The sequence below is a fragment of the Leifsonia sp. 2TAF2 genome (genome assembly GCF_052115085.1).
GTDB lineage: Bacteria > Actinomycetota > Actinomycetes > Actinomycetales > Microbacteriaceae > Leifsonia.
Genome location: NZ_JBFRFY010000002.1, coordinates 1,041,800 through 1,058,984 on the forward strand (window position 1 = coordinate 1,041,800; position 17,185 = coordinate 1,058,984).

Annotated in this window: 18 protein-coding genes; 12 read left to right on the top strand and 6 right to left on the bottom strand. The window is 69.3% G+C overall.

Going from position 1 to position 17,185, the window contains the following annotated elements; genetic code table 11:
* Positions 1 to 36 precede the first annotated feature (36 nt).
* The 7 genes from argJ to AB4Z18_RS17175 are packed head-to-tail and all read left to right on the top strand — an operon-like array spanning position 37 to position 6,531.
* Complete coding sequence (gene argJ, locus AB4Z18_RS17145) at positions 37 to 1,191, top strand: bifunctional glutamate N-acetyltransferase/amino-acid acetyltransferase ArgJ (protein WP_441783945.1); 1,155 nt, start codon at positions 37 to 39, stop codon at positions 1,189 to 1,191.
* Positions 1,191 to 2,093 (top strand): acetylglutamate kinase, encoded by a 903-nt coding sequence (gene argB / locus AB4Z18_RS17150; RefSeq protein WP_441783946.1) that lies wholly within the window; start codon positions 1,191 to 1,193, stop codon positions 2,091 to 2,093. Before argJ ends, argB begins: the two co-directional genes overlap by 1 nt.
* A gap of 23 nt (positions 2,094 to 2,116) precedes the next feature.
* Complete coding sequence (locus AB4Z18_RS17155) at positions 2,117 to 3,337, top strand: acetylornithine transaminase (RefSeq protein WP_441783947.1); 1,221 nt, start codon at positions 2,117 to 2,119, stop codon at positions 3,335 to 3,337.
* A 45-nt stretch (positions 3,338 to 3,382) separates the two neighbouring features.
* Positions 3,383 to 4,321 carry an ornithine carbamoyltransferase gene (gene argF / locus AB4Z18_RS17160; protein WP_441783948.1) on the top strand — a complete coding sequence of 313 codons (939 nt, stop codon included), beginning with the start codon at positions 3,383 to 3,385 and terminating at the stop codon, positions 4,319 to 4,321.
* On the top strand, positions 4,318 to 5,778 hold the full coding sequence (argH, locus tag AB4Z18_RS17165) for an argininosuccinate lyase (protein WP_441783949.1): 1,461 nt from the start codon (positions 4,318 to 4,320) through the stop codon (positions 5,776 to 5,778). Before argF ends, argH begins: the two co-directional genes overlap by 4 nt.
* A complete protein-coding gene (locus tag AB4Z18_RS17170; protein ID WP_441783950.1) occupies positions 5,778 to 5,900 on the top strand; it encodes a hypothetical protein in 123 nt (40 codons plus the stop codon). Before argH ends, AB4Z18_RS17170 begins: the two co-directional genes overlap by 1 nt.
* A 1-nt stretch (position 5,901) precedes the next feature.
* Positions 5,902 to 6,531: a DNA-3-methyladenine glycosylase gene (locus AB4Z18_RS17175; protein ID WP_441783951.1), complete on the top strand. Its 630-nt coding sequence runs from the start codon at positions 5,902 to 5,904 to the stop codon at positions 6,529 to 6,531.
* Between the two features lie 44 nt (positions 6,532 to 6,575).
* Here the strand turns inward: AB4Z18_RS17175 and AB4Z18_RS17180 are convergent, their stop codons facing one another.
* Complete coding sequence (locus tag AB4Z18_RS17180) at positions 6,576 to 7,181, bottom strand: hypothetical protein (RefSeq protein ID WP_441783952.1); 606 nt, start codon at positions 7,179 to 7,181, stop codon at positions 6,576 to 6,578.
* Complete coding sequence (locus tag AB4Z18_RS17185; RefSeq protein ID WP_441783953.1) at positions 7,178 to 7,834, bottom strand: DNA-binding protein; 657 nt, start codon at positions 7,832 to 7,834, stop codon at positions 7,178 to 7,180. Before AB4Z18_RS17185 ends, AB4Z18_RS17180 begins: the two co-directional genes overlap by 4 nt.
* A 133-nt stretch (positions 7,835 to 7,967) precedes the next feature.
* Here AB4Z18_RS17185 and tyrS point away from each other — a divergent pair, with 133 nt between their 5' ends.
* The 3 genes from tyrS to AB4Z18_RS17200 are packed head-to-tail and all read left to right on the top strand — an operon-like array spanning position 7,968 to position 10,276.
* Positions 7,968 to 9,305, top strand: a complete 1,338-nt coding sequence (tyrS, locus tag AB4Z18_RS17190; RefSeq protein WP_441783954.1) for a tyrosine--tRNA ligase — start codon at positions 7,968 to 7,970, stop codon at positions 9,303 to 9,305.
* Between the two features lie 22 nt (positions 9,306 to 9,327).
* Positions 9,328 to 9,489: a hypothetical protein gene (locus AB4Z18_RS17195; RefSeq protein ID WP_441783955.1), complete on the top strand. Its 162-nt coding sequence runs from the start codon at positions 9,328 to 9,330 to the stop codon at positions 9,487 to 9,489.
* Entirely contained in the window at positions 9,476 to 10,276 is an 801-nt protein-coding gene (locus AB4Z18_RS17200; protein WP_441783956.1) for a TlyA family RNA methyltransferase, read from the top strand. The genes AB4Z18_RS17195 and AB4Z18_RS17200 overlap by 14 nt, the downstream gene beginning before the upstream one ends.
* A gap of 464 nt (positions 10,277 to 10,740) precedes the next feature.
* Here AB4Z18_RS17200 and AB4Z18_RS17205 read toward each other — a convergent pair whose 3' ends face one another.
* The 4 genes from AB4Z18_RS17205 to AB4Z18_RS17220 form a co-directional block, all read right to left on the bottom strand.
* A complete protein-coding gene (locus AB4Z18_RS17205; RefSeq protein WP_441783957.1) occupies positions 10,741 to 11,289 on the bottom strand; it encodes a hypothetical protein in 549 nt (182 codons plus the stop codon).
* A gap of 94 nt (positions 11,290 to 11,383) precedes the next feature.
* Positions 11,384 to 11,938 carry a hypothetical protein gene (locus tag AB4Z18_RS17210; protein ID WP_441783958.1) on the bottom strand — a complete coding sequence of 185 codons (555 nt, stop codon included), beginning with the start codon at positions 11,936 to 11,938 and terminating at the stop codon, positions 11,384 to 11,386.
* Entirely contained in the window at positions 11,939 to 13,849 is a 1,911-nt protein-coding gene (locus tag AB4Z18_RS17215; protein WP_441783959.1) for an alpha/beta hydrolase, read from the bottom strand.
* 91 nt (positions 13,850 to 13,940) lie between these two features.
* Positions 13,941 to 14,231 (bottom strand): hypothetical protein, encoded by a 291-nt coding sequence (locus AB4Z18_RS17220; RefSeq protein WP_441783960.1) that lies wholly within the window; start codon positions 14,229 to 14,231, stop codon positions 13,941 to 13,943.
* Between the two features lie 238 nt (positions 14,232 to 14,469).
* On the opposite strand from AB4Z18_RS17220, the gene AB4Z18_RS17225 reads away from it, so the two are divergent.
* Entirely contained in the window at positions 14,470 to 15,387 is a 918-nt protein-coding gene (locus AB4Z18_RS17225) for an NAD kinase (protein ID WP_441784023.1), read from the top strand.
* A complete protein-coding gene (gene recN / locus AB4Z18_RS17230) occupies positions 15,380 to 17,122 on the top strand; it encodes a DNA repair protein RecN (RefSeq protein ID WP_441783961.1) in 1,743 nt (580 codons plus the stop codon). The genes AB4Z18_RS17225 and recN overlap by 8 nt, the downstream gene beginning before the upstream one ends.
* The last annotated feature ends 63 nt before the right edge of the window (positions 17,123 to 17,185 follow it).

A 17,185-nucleotide genomic window follows, 5' to 3' on the forward strand; every position in this document is an offset into this window, starting at 1 on the left:
CACGAGCACCGCATCCACCCCGGCGGGAGCACGGTCGTGAGCGTGACCGCGGCCTCCGGTTTCGCCGCCGCGGGTGTCGTCGCCGGACTCAAGTCGAGCGGGAAGCGCGACCTGGCGCTCGTGCGCAACCTCGGTCCGCTGAACGCCGCGGCCGCCGTCTTCACCACGAACCGCTGCAAGGCGAACCCGGTGCTGTGGAGCGAGCAGGTCATCCAGGACGGCGTCGTCTCGGCGATCGTCCTGAATTCAGGAGGCGCCAATTGCTACACGGGTGCGCAGGGCTTCCAGACGACGCATGCGACCGCCGAGGCCGTCGCCGAGCAGCTCTCGGTGTCTGCGGGTGACGTGCTGGTCTGCTCCACAGGGCTGATCGGCGATCAGCTGCCGCTCGACAAGCTGCTCGGGGGAGTGGCGACCGCCGCAGGCGCCCTGGCGACGGACGCCGGACTCGGCGCTGCCGAGGCCATCATGACCACCGACACGCAGCCCAAGGAGGCTGCCTTCCGGTCGCCCGAGGGCTGGACGATCGGCGGGATGGCGAAGGGCGCCGGGATGCTGGCCCCGGGCCTTGCGACCATGCTGGTCGTCATCACGACCGACGCCGTCCTCACCTCCGAACAGCTGGATGCGGCCCTCCGCGCAGCGACCCGGGTCACGTTCGACCGCCTCGACTCCGACGGGTGCATGTCCACGAACGACACGGTCGCGCTGCTCGGGTCGGGAGCCAGCGGGGTCGAGCCGGCGGAGGCCGACTTCACCCAGGCGCTGACGGCCGTGTGCCGCGACCTGGCGGAGCAGCTGCAGGCCGACGCCGAGGGCGCCTCCCACGACATCGCGATCGAGGTCGTGAACGCGGCGAGCGAGGACGACGCGGTGACCGTCGGCCGGGCCGTCTCGCGCAGCAACCTGTTCAAGGCCGCCATCTTCGGCAACGATCCCAACTGGGGCCGGGTGCTCGCGGCGGTCGGCACGACCGACGCCGAATTCGACCCGTACGGCATCGACGTCGCGATCAACGGCGTACAGGTGTGCACGGCGGGCGAGCCGGACCAGCCCCGCGACCTCGTCGACCTCGCGCCGCGCGCGGTCCATATCCTGATCGACCTGCACGCGGGCGAGGAGATGGCGACCATTCTGACCAACGACCTCACGCACGACTACGTGCACGAGAACAGCGCCTACGCCAGCTGATGACGATGACAGAAGACATGACCGAGCACGAAGCCGCGGCCGCCAAAGCTGCGACGCTGATCGAGTCGCTGCCGTGGCTGAAGACCTTCCACGACCGCATCATCGTCGTGAAGTTCGGTGGCAACGCGATGGTGAGCGAGGAGCTGCAGCGGAGCTTCGCCGAAGACATGGTGTACCTCCGCTACGCCGGCATCCGACCTGTGGTTGTGCACGGGGGTGGCCCTCAGATCTCGGCGATGCTCGACCGGCTCGGGATCGACTCCGAGTTCCGTGGGGGCTACCGTGTGACCACGCCGGAGGCGATGGAGGTCGTGCGCATGGTGCTGACCGGGCAGATCAATCGCGACATCGTCGGCAGCATCAACAAGCACGGCCCGCTCGCGGCGGGCCTCTCGGGTGAGGATGCCGGGCTCTTCCAGGGCCGCAGGCGCGCAGCCGTGATCGACGGCGAGGAGGTCGACCTGGGGCTCGTCGGCGATGTGGTCGCCGTCGACCCGGAGGCCGTGCACGCGCAGCTCGCCGCTGGCCGCATCCCGGTCGTCTCGTCGATCGCGCCGGACATCGACGATGCCGGGCAGGCGCTCAATGTCAACGCCGACGCGGCTGCTGCCGCCCTCGCAGTGGCACTGGGAGCGGCCAAACTGGTCATCCTCACCGACGTCGCAGGGCTCTACGGCGACTGGCCGAACCGCGACTCGCTGCTGTCGAAGATCGGCGCGGATGAGCTGCGGGAGCTGCTCCCGTCGCTCGAGTCGGGCATGATCCCGAAGATGGCGGCGTGCCTGGATGCGGTCGACGGAGGAGTGGAGAAGGCGGCGATCATCGACGGACGGGTGCCGCATTCGATCCTGCTCGAAGTGTTCACGCAGTCCGGTATCGGGACGGAGGTGGTGCCCGCGTGAGCGAGGACCAGGATCGGAACGGCATGACGACAGAGTTGGAGACGCCCGCCGCGCAGTGGCGCGAGGGCGCGTGGAGAGGACCGTTCGGCGACGCGATCATGCGCACGCTCGCAACGCCCAAGGTCATGCTGGCCCGCGGCGAAGGCTGCCGGGTGTGGGATGTCGACGGCAACGAGTACCTCGACTTCCTGGCCGGCATCGCCGTCAACTCGCTGGGGCATGCGCATCCTGCCCTCGTGGAGGCCGTGAGCGCCCAGGTGGGCACCCTCGCGCACGTCTCCAACTATTTCTCGACGGCCCCGCAGCTGGAGCTGGCCGGGCGCCTGCGCACCATCACCGGCGCGGGCGACCGCGGCCGCGTGCTGTTCGGCAATTCGGGCGCGGAGGCGAACGAGGCCGCGTTCAAGCTGGCGCGCTTGAACCGCGGGCCGCACGGCCACCGGAAGCGGGTGCTCGCCCTGCACAACGCCTTCCACGGCCGGACGATGGGCTCGCTCGCGCTCACCGGCAAGCCGCCGATGCGGGAACCGTTCGAGCCGCTCCCTGGGGGCGTGCAGCACATCGATTCCACGATCGCGGCCCTGGAGGCGGCGATCGATGACCGCGTCGCCGCACTCTTCGTGGAGCCCATCAAGGGGGAGGCGGGCGTGCTCGACCTCCCGCCGGGGTTCCTCAAGCGGGCACGCGAGCTCACCGAGCAGCACGGCGCGCTGCTCATCATCGACGAGATCCAGACCGGTGTCGGCCGCACCGGCGAGTGGTTCGCCTACCAGCGCGACGGCATCCTCCCCGATGCCGTGACCATCGCGAAGGGCATGGCGGGCGGCATCCCGATCGGAGCGCTCGTCACCTTCGGCTGGGCCTCCGACCTGTTCACCCAGGGGCAGCACGGCTCCACCTTCGGTGGCAACCCGCTCGCGACCGCGGCCGGGAACGCCGTGCTCGCGGAGATCGAGCGTTCCGACCTCGTCGGCAACGCCGCCCGCCGCGGTGAGGAGCTGAAGGAGATCATCCGATCGTTCGGTTCGCCGCTCATCGGCGAGGTCCGCGGTCACGGTCTGCTCATCGGCATCGGGCTCACCGACGGCGAAGCGCACCGCCTCTCCGACGCCGCCCTCGCCAACGGGCTGATCATCAACGCGCCCAACGAGTCCAGCATCCGGCTCGCCCCGCCGCTCATCGTCGGGGACTCCGAGCTGGCGGAGTTCCGTGAGCGTTTCGGTCGCGCGCTCGATGCGCTCTGAGACCAACCCATCCCACCCCTCGATCCACCTGAAAGGGCGGACTGCATGACCCGGCACTTCCTCCGCGACGACGACCTCTCGCCTGCCGAGCAGGCCGAGGTGCTGGCGCTCGCCGCCGACCTCAAGCGCGACCGGTTCTCGGCGAAGCCGCTCGCCGGCCCGCAGACCGTCGCCGTGATCTTCGACAAGACCTCCACGCGCACCCGCGTCTCGTTCGCCGTCGGGATCGCTGACCTGGGAGGCAGCCCGCTGATCATCCAGAGCGGCGAGAGCCAGCTCGGCGGCAAGGAGTCGCTCGCCGACACCGCGCGCGTGCTGGAGCGGATGGTCGCGGCCATCGTCTGGCGCACTTACGCCCAGTCCGGCCTGGAGGAGATGGCGACGGGGACGCGCGTCCCGGTCGTCAACGCACTGTCGGACGACTTCCACCCATGCCAGATCCTCGCGGACCTGCTGACCGTCCGGGAGCACAAGGGCCGCACCGAGGGGCTCACCATGAGCTACTTCGGTGACGGAGCCAACAACATGGCGCACTCCTACCTCTTGGGCGGCGCGACCGCGGGCATGCACGTTCGCATCGCGGCGCCGGCGGACTACGCGCCCGACGAGCGGATCGTCGCCGACGCGCGCGCGATCGCGGAGCGGACCGGCGGCTCGGTCGCCGTGCTGACCGATCCGGCCGAGGCCGCGGCGGGAGCGGACGTCATGGTCACCGACACCTGGGTCTCGATGGGCAAAGAGGACGAGAAAGCCGAGCGGGTGACCGTTTTCGGCGACTATACGGTCGACTCCCGCCTGATGGGACTCGCCGCCCCCGACGCAATCTTCCTGCACTGCCTTCCCGCCTACCGCGGGTACGAGGTCAGCGCTGAGGTGCTCGACGGGCCGCAGTCGGTCATCTGGGATGAGGCGGAGAACCGGCTGCACGCGCAGAAAGCGCTGCTCGCCTGGCTGCTGCAGCACAACGAGGAGGCGGACGCGTGAGCGATCAGAACGGCACAGACGGCGTCGGCCACACCGGAGAAGGCTCCCTCTGGGGCGGCCGCTTCGCCGGAGGGCCGTCGCCCGAACTCGCGGCCCTCAGCAAGTCGACGCACTTCGACTGGGACCTCGCCTCCTACGACATCGCGGGATCGCGTGCGCACGCCCGCGCGCTCGCCGCGGCCGGCTACCTCAAGCCGGAGGAGCTCGACGGGATGCTGGCCGCCCTCGACAAGCTCGACCGGGACGTCGCCTCCGGCGCCTTCACCGCAGCCGAGTCGGACGAGGACGTGCACGGCGCGCTGGAACGCGGCCTTATCGAGCGGGCGGGTGCGGACGTCGGCGGTAAGCTTCGCGCCGGCCGGAGCCGCAACGACCAGATCGCCACGCTGATCCGGCTCTACCTGCGCGACCACGCCGGGATCATCGCCGAGCAGCTGATCGCGCTGGTAGATGCCATCGCCTCCCAGGCGGGCGCGCATCCCGCCGCCATCATGCCCGGACGTACGCACCTCCAGCACGCCCAGCCGGTGCTCCTCGCGCACCACCTGCTCGCGCACTGCTGGCCGCTGGTCCGCGACTTGGAACGCCTGGCCGACTGGGACCGCCGCGCAGACGTGTCGCCGTACGGGTCGGGCGCCCTCGCCGGGTCGACCCTCGGCCTCGACCCGCTGCTCGTCGCCCGGGAGCTCGGATTCGCGCGCAGCTCCGAGAACTCGATCGACGGCACGGCGGCACGGGATGTGGTGGCCGAGTTCGCGTTCGTCGCGGCCCAGATCGGCGTCGACCTGTCGCGCTTCGCCGAGGAGATCATCATCTGGAACACCCGCGAGTTCGGTTTCGTGACGCTCGACGACGGCTATTCGACCGGGTCGTCCATCATGCCGCAGAAGAAGAATCCCGACATCGCGGAACTGGCGCGCGGCAAGGCGGGCCGGCTCATCGGCAACGCGACCGGGCTGCTCACCACGCTGAAGGGCCTTCCGCTCGCGTACAACCGCGACCTCCAGGAGGACAAGGAGCCGGTGTTCGACTCCGTCCGCACCCTGGAGACCGTGCTGCCCGCCTTCACCGGGATGGTCGCCACGCTGCGGTTCCACACCGACCGGATGGCGGAGCTGGCGCCGCAGGGGTTCTCGCTCGCGACCGACGTCGCGGAGTGGCTGGTCAAGCAGCACGTGCCGTTCCGGACCGCACATGAGCTCAGCGGAAGCCTGGTCCGTTTCGCCGAGGAGAACGGCCTGGAACTGCACGAGGTCGACGACGAGCAGCTCGCCGCGATCTCGCCGCTGCTGACCCCCGAGGTGCGGTCCGTGCTTTCGGTGGAGGGCTCGGTCGCCAGCCGCGACGGCGTCGGCGGGACCGCTCCCGACCGCGTCGCCGAGCAGCTCGCCGCGCTCACCGACCATGTCCGCAAGGCGGCGCTCGCGCTCCGCGCATCCCGGAGGGACCTCGTCTGATGGCACGCTTCGAGCCCGAGCGGAAACGTCCCTGGATCATCACGGTCGTCGTCGTGGTCGCCATCGCCGTGATCGCGGTCGGCCTCATCGTCGCGGTGGCCGCGGGCGGCCGGATCTTCTGACGTGACCCTGTACCGTCCTGAGCGCGACGAGTTCCTGGCGTCGTCCCTGGAGGTCGCCCCGCGCCTCCTCGGGGCGGTCCTGCGGCACGACTCGCCGGACGGCGCGGTCGCGCTGCGGATCACCGAGGTGGAGGCGTACATCGGCGACGGCCTCGATCCCGGTTCGCACGCCTTCCGCGGTCGCACGAAGCGCAACGCGGTCATGTACGGACCGCCCGGTCACCTGTACGCGTACTTCACGTATGGGATGCACGTGTGCGCGAACATCGTCTGCTCACCCGAGGGCCAGGCGACGGCGGTGCTGCTGCGGGCGGCCGAGGTGATCGAGGGGGAGGACCTCGCCGAGGCGCGCCGCGTCGGGGCGAGCGGGCGCAGCATCCCTCACCGTGATCTCGCACGGGGGCCCGCGCGACTCGTTGTCGCAGCCGGGATGAGCCTCGCCGACGACGGTGCCGACGTGTTCAGCCCGCCCTTCGAGCTACTGCTGCCTCGAGAGCAAGCGGTGTACGAGACCGGGCCGCGGACAGGGGTGTCCGGAGCGGGCGGGGGGCTGGAGTTCCCGTGGCGTTACTGGCTGCCGGGCGACCCGACCGTGTCGCCGTACAAGCGGCACCCCAAGTCACACGACTGACGCATCCACCGGGACGTCGGCGTCGCTCTCAGCCGGCGCGGCTCTCAACCGGCGACGATGCGGAAGACGCCCGCGCAGAGGCACGCCCAGATGATGCTCGTCAGGGTGCCGATGATGAAGCGCTCGCGCGCCTCGGCCTCCTCCAGCTCGGTGAAGCGTCCGACGCCTTTGATCGCGATCAGCACCGCGAGGCCCTCCGGGAAGCCTGCCATGATCGTGCCCGCCGCGGCCAGGCGTTCCAGCAGGCCGATGGTGGTTCCGCCGCGCAGCACCTCGCGCGTCGTCGTCCCGCCCTCCGGCGTCATCGCCCGCACCAGGATGCCGCCGTGGGCGCTCGGCTCGGTGGTGCTGCGGGTCGCCAGGGCGAGCACCAGTTGCGACACCGGCCAGCCGCCCAGCACGGCGAGGGCCAGCGCGGCGAGACCGATCAGGAGCCGGAGGGCGAACGGAGCGTGCTGCGCGGGGATGAGCACCACGATGAGCGAGGCGGCCAGCAAGCCCGTCGCGCAGTAGACGAGCGGGCGGCGTGGCGTCCGCAATGTGGCCACGATGCAGCCGAGCGCCGCGATCAGGAGGAGCAGGGCGAGGACCCAGAGTGCGTGAGGAGCCAGCTGGCTGAGCAGCACGGGGGTCGGCGGCCACGTCGTCATGCGTTCTCCTGTGCGTCTCGTGCGTCCGGTGCGTTTCGTGCGTCCGGCGCGTCGGCCTGTGCGGCGTCCGCGCGTGCCAACAGCCTAGTCAGGGCGGGGATGGCGGCGAGCTCGACACGGAGCCCGGCGGCGCGGGCGCGGTCGCTTGCCGACTGCGGCGTGATGCCGAGTCGCGCGCCGGCTTCCGCCTGGGTGAGACCGGAGGAGACGAGGTCGAAGAGCTCCCAGCCGGCGGGGGTCCGGCCCTCGCGGAGCGTCAGCAGCAGGGTGAGCAGGGCCTCCGCATCCGCTGCGGGCTCCCCGGCCCTGAGTGCTTCGACGGCGAACCGCGCGGGGGCGCGCTTGGCTCGGCCGACAGCCGTCCGCGCCGCCACGAACGCGTCCCCCGTCGCCTCCCGGGTGTTCTCGGGAAGGGGGAGGCGCACCTCGCCGAGGCCCAGCCCGACGCTCCAGGCGCCCTCCCTGGTCAGGATGAGGATGAGCTCCAGAGCAGTGGCCGCGTCGGCCGTGAGCGCCTGGAGCTCGTCGCCGGCGTTGCGGTCCGGCGGCAGGGCGAGGTGTGCGGAGAAGCGGTCTCCGATCGTTTCGAGCGCCGGGGCGACGATGTCGGCGCGCCGTCTGCTGTCCACCTGGTCGGCGGTGATGACGAACATGGTTTCTCCCCACATCAGGTCCTGAGCCCTGATTCGGAGCATATCAGGTCTGTGGGCCTTATCGCTAGTCCATCAGGCCCCACGGCCTGACACCCCAGCGACCGGGCGACTGCCCCGCTGGTAGCCTGAACGGGTGTCCGAAACCGCCCTCACCCGTGACCAGGCGAGCGACCGCGCGCTCAGCCTCGCCGCCCAGACCAACGACGCCTCCTTCGACGACGTCTGGGACGAACTGAAGTGGCGCGGCCTCATCCACGTCTCGACCGATGAAGCCGCCCTCAAAGAGCTCCTCACGGGCGGCCCCATCACCTACTACTGCGGCTTCGACCCGACCGCGGCCAGCCTCCACCTCGGCAACCTCGTGCAGCTGCTCACGATGCGCCGTCTGCAGCTCGCCGGTCACCGGCCCCTGGGCCTCGTCGGCGGCTCCACCGGCCTCATCGGCGACCCGCGGCCGTCCGCCGAGCGCACGCTTACACCTAAGGAGACCGTCGCCGAGTGGGTGGGCTACCTGCAGGCGCAGGTCACCCGGTTCCTCTCCGACGAGGGCGAGAACGCCGTGCGCCTGGTCAACAACCTCGACTGGACGGCGCCGATGTCGGCGATCGACTTCCTGCGCGAGATCGGCAAGCACTTCCGCGTCGGCACCATGCTGAAGAAGGATGCGGTCGCCGCGCGTCTCAACTCCGACGAGGGCATCTCGTACACCGAGTTCAGCTACCAGATCCTGCAGGGGATGGACTACCTCGAGCTCTTCCGCCAGTACGGCTGCGTCCTGCAGACGGGCGGAAGCGACCAGTGGGGCAACCTCACCAGCGGCACGGAGCTCATCCGCAAGGTCGAGGGCGCCCACGTGCACGCCATCGGCACGCCGCTGATCACCAACAGCGACGGCACCAAGTTCGGCAAGAGCGAGGGCAACGCCGTGTGGCTCGACCCGGCGCTCACCTCGCCCTACGCGATGTACCAGTTCTGGCTGAACACCGACGACGCCGACGTGATCGACCGGCTCAAGGTGTTCACCTTCCTGTCGCGCGCCGAGATCGACGAGCTGGCGCAGAAGGTCGCCGACGAGCCGTTCCGGCGCGACGCGCAGCGACGCCTGGCGTTCCAGGTCACCTCGCTCGTCCACGGGGTGGCAGCGACGGAGGCGGCCATCGCCGCATCCCAGGCCCTCTTCGGTCAGGGAGACCTGGCCGACCTCGACTCGACCACTCTTGAGGCGGCCCTCCGCGAGCTCCCGAACACGACCACCACCGAGCCGTCGACCACGGTGGCGCAGGCGCTCATCGACACCGGGCTGACCTCCAGCCTCGGCGAGGCGCGGCGCGCGGTCGCGCAGGGCGGCGTCTACGTCAACAACGTGAAGGTGGAAGACGCCGAGCAGCCGATCGGCTCCTCCGTGCTCCCCGGAGACATGGTCGTGCTGCGACGCGGCAAGAAGACCCTCGCGGGTGTGTTCGTCGCCTGATGAGCTGACGTACGGTTGAGCCATGTCCGATGAACAGCAGGATGCCGGAGCCGAGGAGGCTCTCGTCGCCCGGCTCGACGTGATCGAGGAGCAGCCGCTGGCCGCCCGCGCCGACGCGTACGCGCAGCTCCACGAGCAGCTCCGCCGGACGCTGGAGGGCGACGACGAGCATGGCCGGGGCTGACCGCCGCCTCGACGTCGCACTCGCCGAGCTCGGCCTCGCACGGTCGCGCTCCCACGCCGCGACCCTGATCGCGGAGGGCCTCGTGACGGTCGACGGCCGCCCGGTTGTCCGCGCGTCGGCGAAGGTGGGCGACAGCCAGGAGGTCCGGGTCGCGGGCGCCGACCAGTACGTCAGTCGCGGTGCGCACAAGCTGATCGCAGCGCTCGACGCGTTCTCCATCGACCCCTCCGGCCGGATCGCGCTCGACGCCGGCGCCTCCACGGGCGGATTCAGTCAGGTGCTGCTGGAGCGCGGCGCTGCGCGGGTCATCGCGGTGGATGTCGGGCACGGCCAGCTGTCGGCGGTGATCGCGGGGGAGGAGCGCCTCCGGTCGTTCGAGGGCGTGAACGTGCGCTCCCTTACGGCCGACGCTCTCGCCGCCCTGACGGGCGACGAGGTGCGGCCGGACCTGGTGGTCGCCGACCTGTCCTTCATCTCTCTCACGCAAGTCATCCCCGCGCTGGTGGCGACCGCGACGAGCACGGCCGACTTCGTGCTCCTGATCAAACCGCAGTTCGAGGTGGGGAGACAGGGCATCCGGGAGGGAGTGGTCCGGGATGCGGGCCTGCGCGCCGACGCGGTGTCCGACGTCCTGTGGGCCGCCTTCGACGCTGGGCTCGGGACGGCGGGCGTCATCGCGTCCCCGATCGCCGGCGGCCACGGCAACAAGGAGTTCCTGGCCTGGTTCCGGAGGGGCGCACCGGACCCGTCCGGCCTGCGGGATGACGTCGTCCTGCTTTCGCGCTGAGTGATGCTTGCGCGAAGCTCGCAACTCGAAATGGGGGCCGGACTCGCGTGCCTACTCCCGGGAGGCGTCGCGAGGGCGTGATCTGCGGTCAGCGGCCCACCCGGGAATGCAACCACCGGTCGAGTCCGGCTGGGTGTATCGGCGGGAATTCATGCAGTCCGCCCCATAGCCGACGGCCCGGCATTCAGGCCGCCATCCGAGGGCGAGCGAGGAACGCGCGAGAGGGCCAGGGCGTCGAATCCACGCCGGGCGTTCTTGCCTGCGGGATCGTTCGGTAGGCGCTCAAACGGCGCGCGTGGGCTGCCTCGCGGAGGAAGTTGGCTTGCAGCCGGTCAAGCTGAGTGTGGCGACGACGGTAGTAGTGCGGGTGCTGGGGGCGAGTTTCGTCGCTCCTACTGTGCAGGAACGCCTCGACGCGGTCGACTGAGCCCGCAATCCGGCGCGACACGGCGGGCGCGATCCCGTCAGTCCCATTTCACGCACTCGCTGTGGGCGCCGATCCCCAGGATTTGGGTGCTGGCGGCGAAGTGAAGGCCGGCGCTGTGGGGCAGGTCGACATTGATGGAGCGGCCCCGGGTGGTGCTTTGTTCGGGGGGACCGATCTGGCGGACCGTATAGCCGAGGCCTTCCCAATAGGTGCGGACCTTCTCTGTGACGGACTCTGGATCGAACTCGGTCGAGGGGTCCGCCAATTGCCGCACAGAGATGAAGTATTGACCGGTGGTGGCCTCGTTGTCACACGAAGTCCAGGACCATGTTGCCCTCTGTTCGAGGTTGGCGGGGTCGAAGGGGAGCTCATGGTCGTCGAGGAATTCACCGCCGACAAGTTGTGCGACATCGTTGACCTGTTGCACGACATCGTCGAGGAGCTGGGTTTTGGTTTTGGTGGAGAGGCCGTCAAAGGGTGTGTTGCTGCCGGGTTGGTTCCCGGGTCCTCCTGGGTAGATGCACCCGGTCAGGGTGAGGGTGATTGCGATGGTGAGGGCGGCACGGATATTGCGGGGGAGTTTCATTGTCTGCCTTACAGTGAGGCGGCTCGTCACGGCCACTCCATGCTGCAACCCGGTGCGGTGAACTGCCGTGTGTTGGCGGGCGCGAGCTATGTCGTCACTTCAACTTCACGCATTCGCTGTCGACGGAGATGCTCAATACTTCGGTGCTCGCGAAGAACTCGAGCGCCGCCTTGTGCGGCAGGTCGACGACGATGGAGTGGCCTTTGGTTCTGTCTTGGGACGGGGGGCCGATTTGGCGGATGGTGTAGCCGAGCTTTTCCCAGTGGGCGCGCACTTTGGCGACCGGTGGGAACGGATCGATCTCGGTGCCCGGGGCCGCCTGCTGCGAGACGTTGATGGAGTATTGCCCTGAGGTGGCTGGCATGTCACACGCGTCGAGCACCCAGCCGGCCCGGTTGGTGGGGTCGAAGACGCTGGGCGGGACCCCACTGTCGAGCCATTCACCGCCCATAAGCTGCACAAGTTCGTTCACCTGTTTGAGGGCTTCGTCAAGCAACTGGTCTCGGGGTTTGGTGGACAGTCCGTTGGGTGCTGACAAGACGTCATCGCCGGGGTTGGTCATGGTTCCTCCTGGATAGAAACAGCCCGTCATCAACATGAGCACAACTGCAAGGGTGGCGGCGGCACGAAATCTGCGGGTGCGTGCCATCTACTTCTTTGCCTCTCCGGGCTTGCTGGCACCACCGTTGATTTTGTCGTCCAAGCCCACAGCGGCTGCGGCGGCGTTCCGGAGGGCCTCGGTCTTTTTGTCGAGGTAACCGTGTCCTTTGGTCGCGTGATCGTCCAAGGGGTTGAACGGGTTGCCGGTGTCACTCCCGCTCCCGATGACATCGTGCCCGTCAACAGGGTGAAGCTGATGCGCCGGATCGCCCTCGGAAGAGAACCCGCGGGCGCCGAATGCTTGGTCTCTCGGGTCCAGCCGCCCGGACATGGCCCGACCTCTGTCTGCCCACTGGTCCAGTGAGGACTGGCTGGTGTACACGTGTTGGCCGCCGCCGTCCACGTGCAGCGACTGAACGTTGTGGAGGTCTTGCTCGACCCCGGCTGATGCGAGCAGGACCACTGACTGGACGTTGTGGGCCAGGTTGCTGACCGCGTTGCCGATCACTGTGGTGCCGTAGGAGTGGCCCATCACCGCGGTGAAGGGTCTCGGGTTCCCGCAAAGGATGGTGTCCGCCGCCCACTGCCCGTCAAGCTCTCGGGACAATCGGGCAGCGCCCGCGCGGGCCCGGTCACCCTGTCCCACAGTGTCCCACCCAGGCGGGTCATACCCGATCCAGGCAACAACCATGTGCGCAACCCCAGGCTCCACGTTCTTACTCTGGTCGTTGTAGACGTCGAGCGCGGCACCGGTCCAGCCCTGAAGGCGGCCGGGTTCGCCGAGTCCGCTGTCCATGCCGGGGACCATCCAGGTGACCTTTCCGGATGCTTCGGCGCGGGTGTCTCCAATGGCGACCGCGGCGAGGGGCGGGGTGTGGCGGAGGTTGTAGGAGAGCAGCCCGCGTGCTGGTTTCTGCTTTTTGGCGAGTGCTTCGTAGTCGTCTGGAGTTCCGCCGGGGATCCTCTCAATGCCGAGGGCGGCGAGGATGTCGGCCAGGGTTTTTCCCTTGACGGAGTCGGGGCTGATGGTGGGGTCGTTGAGGTCGCGTTGGAGTTGGTTGGCGTTGGCGTGGATGCGGGTGTCGGCGTCGAGGCCGGGCAGGTTTCCGATGATCTCCGGCGCGGCTTTGCACCATTGCTCGCGAAGCTCGGGGCTGAGCTTCTTCCACCACGCCGCCGTTTTCTCTCCCGGAGGTGGGTTGTCCCAGAACTTCTGGACCAGGGCGGGGTCGCGGGCCAGGAGCAGCGCCAATTCGCCGGGGGTGAGTGTGGTCAGCATGTTCGCCAGCGCCGACCCGGTCATCGCGGGTGCGTCGATCTTCGCGAAGCTGGTGACGGTGGTGACGAAGTCGGTCAGTTGTGTCGGGGCGATGGTGGGCATTGCCCCGTGGAGGGTGGCTTCCAGGGCGTTTCTGAACACGCCCTCTTCGTTGTAGTAGTGCTCGGCGGCGGTGGCGGCCTTGCGTTTGGCGTGCGCCAACCGGTCCTGCGCGTCCTCCAGCAGCCGTTGCGCGCTGCTGAGCTCGATGTTCGCGTCATCGGCCTGACGGCGTGCCGCGGCCAGTTCGGAACCGGTCGGGACGCGGGTACCGGCCGGTGGGGCGGTGGTGGCGTACTGCTTGTACGTCCTCTCCAACAGCGACAGTGCCGCGTGCAAGGCTGCCTGCTCGACGGTCAGCGAGGAGATTGTGGCTTCGGCGGTGGCGATGTCCTCTAACGCAACTTCCGCCTCCCGCAATGCCGCATCCGCCACACCCTGATGCGCCCATATCACCGAACACCAGGCGTTGGAGGCGTCACGGGCTTCGTTGAACCGCTTCGACGTTTCCCGGCACCCTGTGCTCACGGTCTGCAGACGTTCCGCGAACATGGTCGCCGCGTATCCGGACCAGCACGGTTCCCCGACCTGCTCCAGCACGTCATTGAGCTTGTCCGCCCGGTGCCAGAGCCACTCGGCCATCGACTGGAAGTCCTTGGTCCGCCCGTCGACCGCTGCCACATCTCCCGGTGTCGGGTCCTCTTCCAGCCCGACAGGGGACCAATCAGTTGCGTTAGAACGCATGCGGGGCACCCCTGGTGAAGCTTTCAGCGCTTTTCGCGTCCCGCTGCTCATACACGTCCGCGGCCGAACCCAGCGCCGTGCTCAACGAGTCAACACTCGAGGAAAGGTTCGACAGCCCCGAACGCCAATAGGCGTCGAACTGCTCGAACACCGCCACCCCGCGGGCAGCCCCCAGACTCCCCGGCACAGGAGAAGAGGCCTTACGCCCACCATTCGCCTCATGCAGCGAGCGCGCGTTCACCCGCAGCTGCGCCGTATCGACCTTGACTTTTGTGCTCACGCGGTACTCCACTAAAACTGACGAAGAAGACAACTAGCACGTTAGCAGAGGAACAGAAATACAATACGAATGAAACCGTAATCCGGACATCATCGGATTGCGAGGAACGGCTCTGCGCGGTCGCCCACAGTTCGCGCTGAGTGAACGTTCTCCACAAACCTCTGCCGGTGGCCTCGCCCGGCGCGCGAAAACCGACAGAATGGGAGAACGGCTTTCGACAGGAGGGAACGTGACACTGATGGGTGCAGCGACGCGGTACATCCTCGTCGTCGCGCACACCGGTCGTCAGGAGTCCCTCGAGGCGGGTGTCCGGGTGTCCCGGCAGCTCCTCGACGCGGGCGTCGTCCCGGTGCTGAGCGCCGACGAGCGTAGAGACCTGCTGGAGGCGGATCCCTCGCTCGACGCGGTGGCGGTGCTCGACGACGACGTGGCGCCCAGCGAGCTGGAGCTCGTGATCGTCCTGGGCGGCGATGGAACCATCCTGCGTGCGGCTGAACTCGTGCGCGGCTGCTCCGCTCCACTGCTCGGGGTGAACCTCGGGCACGTCGGCTTCCTGGCCGAGAGCGAGCGCGACGACCTCGAGACGGCGGTCGCCCGCGGGCTCGCGAAAGACTACGAGGTCGAGGAGCGCATGACGCTCTCTGCGCGGGTCAAGGTCGGGCGCGAGGTGGTCTACGAGAGCTGGGCGCTCAACGAGGCGACGGTCGAGAAGGCGAGCCGCGAGAGGATGCTCGAGGTCGTCATCGAGGTCGACGGCCGGCCGATGTCGAGCTTCGGCTGCGACGGCGTGGTGATGTCGACGCCGACCGGCTCGACTGCGTACTCGTTCTCCGCTGGCGGCCCGGTGGTCTGGCCAGGCGTAGCCGCGCTGCTACTGGTGCCGCTGAGCGCGCACGCGCTGTTCTCCCGGCCGTTGGTGGTGGATGCGGATTCCTCCCTCGCCGTCGAGCTCCTCGATCGCGCGGGCGGCGCCGGCATCCTCTGGTGCGACGGCCGCCGGCCTTTCGACCTTCCGCCGGGGGCGCGTGTCGTCGTCCGGCGCTCGCCCATTCCGGTTCGGCTCGCGCGGCTGCACCCCGGGCCTTTCACCGATCGGCTGGTGCACAAGTTCGATCTGCCCGTGACCGGGTGGAGAGGGCCGGTGGGGCGTGACTGACGCGCGCGGCGGCATCGAGGAGATCTCGATCAAAGACCTGGGTGTCATCGCCGACGCCTCGCTCCCGCTCGGCGCCGGGTTCACCGCGATCACCGGGGAGACGGGCGCGGGCAAGACCATGGTCGTCTCGGCCCTCGGTCTGCTGCTCGGTGAGCGCGCCGACACCGGCGCCGTCCGGCTGGGCAGCCCGCAGGCGTGGGTCGAGGGTCGCTGGCGCGTGCCGTCGTCCGGTGAGGTGGTGGAGCGCGTGCGCGACGCGGGAGGCGACGTCGACCCCATCGACGCGGCGGAGGCCGAGCTCGTCCTGAGCCGTTCGGTATCGGCCGAAGGGCGGTCCCGGGTGGTCGTCGGCGGCCGGAGCGCGCCCGTCGCGGTCCTGACCGAACTCGGCGAGCAGCTCGTCGTCGTCCACGGGCAGTCCGATCAGCTCCGGCTCAAATCGGCCATCGCGCAGCGTGCAGCGCTCGACCGGTTCGCCGGTCCCGCGTTCGCAGAGGCGCTGAGCACCTACGAGCAGGTGTTCCACCGCTGGCGCGACAACCGGGCCGAGCTCGACGAGCTCATCGCCGACCAGGACCGCCGTTCCCGCGAAGCCGACGACCTGCGCGTGGCGATGGCCGAGATCGAGTCCGTCGCACCCCAGCCCGGCGAGGACGACGAGCTGGCCGAGCGGGCGGAGCGCCTCACCAACCTCGAAGACCTGCGCCTCGCCGCCGGTGCGGCCCGTGAGCTCCTGAGCGCCGAGGTGTCCGAGGGCATGGATGCGCTGGGCCTGCTGGACAACGCGCGCCGGCAGCTGGAGCGCGTCGCGCCCCACGACAGCGCCCTGCAGCCGATGGCCGAATCGGTCGCCGAGGCCAACTACCTGATCTCGGACATCGCGGCGCAGCTGTCCACGTACCTGGACGCGCTCGACGCCGACGGCGCGCATGAACTGGAGGTCGTGCAGGAGCGCCGCTCCGAGCTCGCGATCCTGCTCCGCAAGTATGGCCCCACCCTTGACGACGTCATCCGGACCCTCGAGACAGGCAGCCTCCGGCTCCTCGAACTCGATGGCGACGCCGATCGGATCGGTGAGCTGTCGCGCGAGGTCGAGTCCGACGCGGCGCTCGTCCACGAACTCGCTGCGGGACTGAGCGCGGAACGCACAGCTGCTGCCGCACGCCTCTCCGAAGCCGTCACTGACGAGCTGTCGGCCCTCGCCATGCCGGATGCGCGTGTCGTCGTCGAGGTGACCCAGCGCGACGACGGCGACCTGCAGACGTACTCGGCCACCGGCCGCGACCAGGTCGCCTTCCTGCTGCAGCCGCATCCCGGCGCCGAACCCCGCGCCCTCGGGAAGGGCGCCTCCGGGGGTGAGCTCTCGCGCGTGATGCTCGCGATCGAGGTCGTCATCGCAGGCACCGACCCGGTTCCGACCTTCATCTTCGATGAGGTCGACGCCGGCGTCGGCGGAGCCTCGGCCATCGAGATCGGCCGGCGCCTGGCCCGCCTCGCCGAGTCGGCGCAGGTCATCGTGGTGACCCACCTCGCCCAGGTCGCGGCATTCGCCAACAACCACCTCACGGTCGTGAAGGGCAGCGACGGCGCGGTCACGGCCTCCAGCGTCCGCCGCCTCGACGGCGACGAGCGCATCGCCGAGATGGCGCGCCTGCTCTCCGGCCTGCCCGACTCGGAGAGCGGCCTCGCGCACGCCCGGGAGCTCGTCGACATGGCGTCCGCGGCTCGCCGGTGAGCGCATCCCGAACGTGTCGTCGGGCTCGTCGCGTCCGAGTGCCCTTCGACCGGTGATAGGCTG

Excerpts from the sequence above, each read along its gene's own strand:
- AB4Z18_RS17185 (WP_441783953.1), bottom strand. The coding sequence starts at position 7,834 with ATGTTCGTCATCACCGCCGACCAGGTGGACAGCAGACGGCGCGCCGAC.
- AB4Z18_RS17200 (WP_441783956.1), top strand. The coding sequence starts at position 9,476 with ATGGCCGGGGCTGACCGCCGCCTCGACGTCGCACTCGCCGAGCTCGGC.
- AB4Z18_RS17225 (WP_441784023.1), top strand. The coding sequence starts at position 14,470 with ATGGGTGCAGCGACGCGGTACATCCTCGTCGTCGCGCACACCGGTCGT.
- AB4Z18_RS17195 (WP_441783955.1), top strand. The coding sequence starts at position 9,328 with ATGTCCGATGAACAGCAGGATGCCGGAGCCGAGGAGGCTCTCGTCGCC.
- argF (WP_441783948.1), top strand. The coding sequence starts at position 3,383 with ATGACCCGGCACTTCCTCCGCGACGACGACCTCTCGCCTGCCGAGCAG.
- argB (WP_441783946.1), top strand. The coding sequence starts at position 1,191 with ATGACGATGACAGAAGACATGACCGAGCACGAAGCCGCGGCCGCCAAA.
- AB4Z18_RS17215 (WP_441783959.1), bottom strand. The coding sequence starts at position 13,849 with ATGGCCGAGTGGCTCTGGCACCGGGCGGACAAGCTCAATGACGTGCTG.
- AB4Z18_RS17205 (WP_441783957.1), bottom strand. The coding sequence starts at position 11,289 with ATGAAACTCCCCCGCAATATCCGTGCCGCCCTCACCATCGCAATCACC.
- AB4Z18_RS17155 (WP_441783947.1), top strand. The coding sequence starts at position 2,117 with ATGACGACAGAGTTGGAGACGCCCGCCGCGCAGTGGCGCGAGGGCGCG.
- AB4Z18_RS17210 (WP_441783958.1), bottom strand. The coding sequence starts at position 11,938 with ATGGCACGCACCCGCAGATTTCGTGCCGCCGCCACCCTTGCAGTTGTG.
- AB4Z18_RS17180 (WP_441783952.1), bottom strand. The coding sequence starts at position 7,181 with ATGACGACGTGGCCGCCGACCCCCGTGCTGCTCAGCCAGCTGGCTCCT.
- AB4Z18_RS17170 (WP_441783950.1), top strand. The coding sequence starts at position 5,778 with ATGGCACGCTTCGAGCCCGAGCGGAAACGTCCCTGGATCATCACGGTC.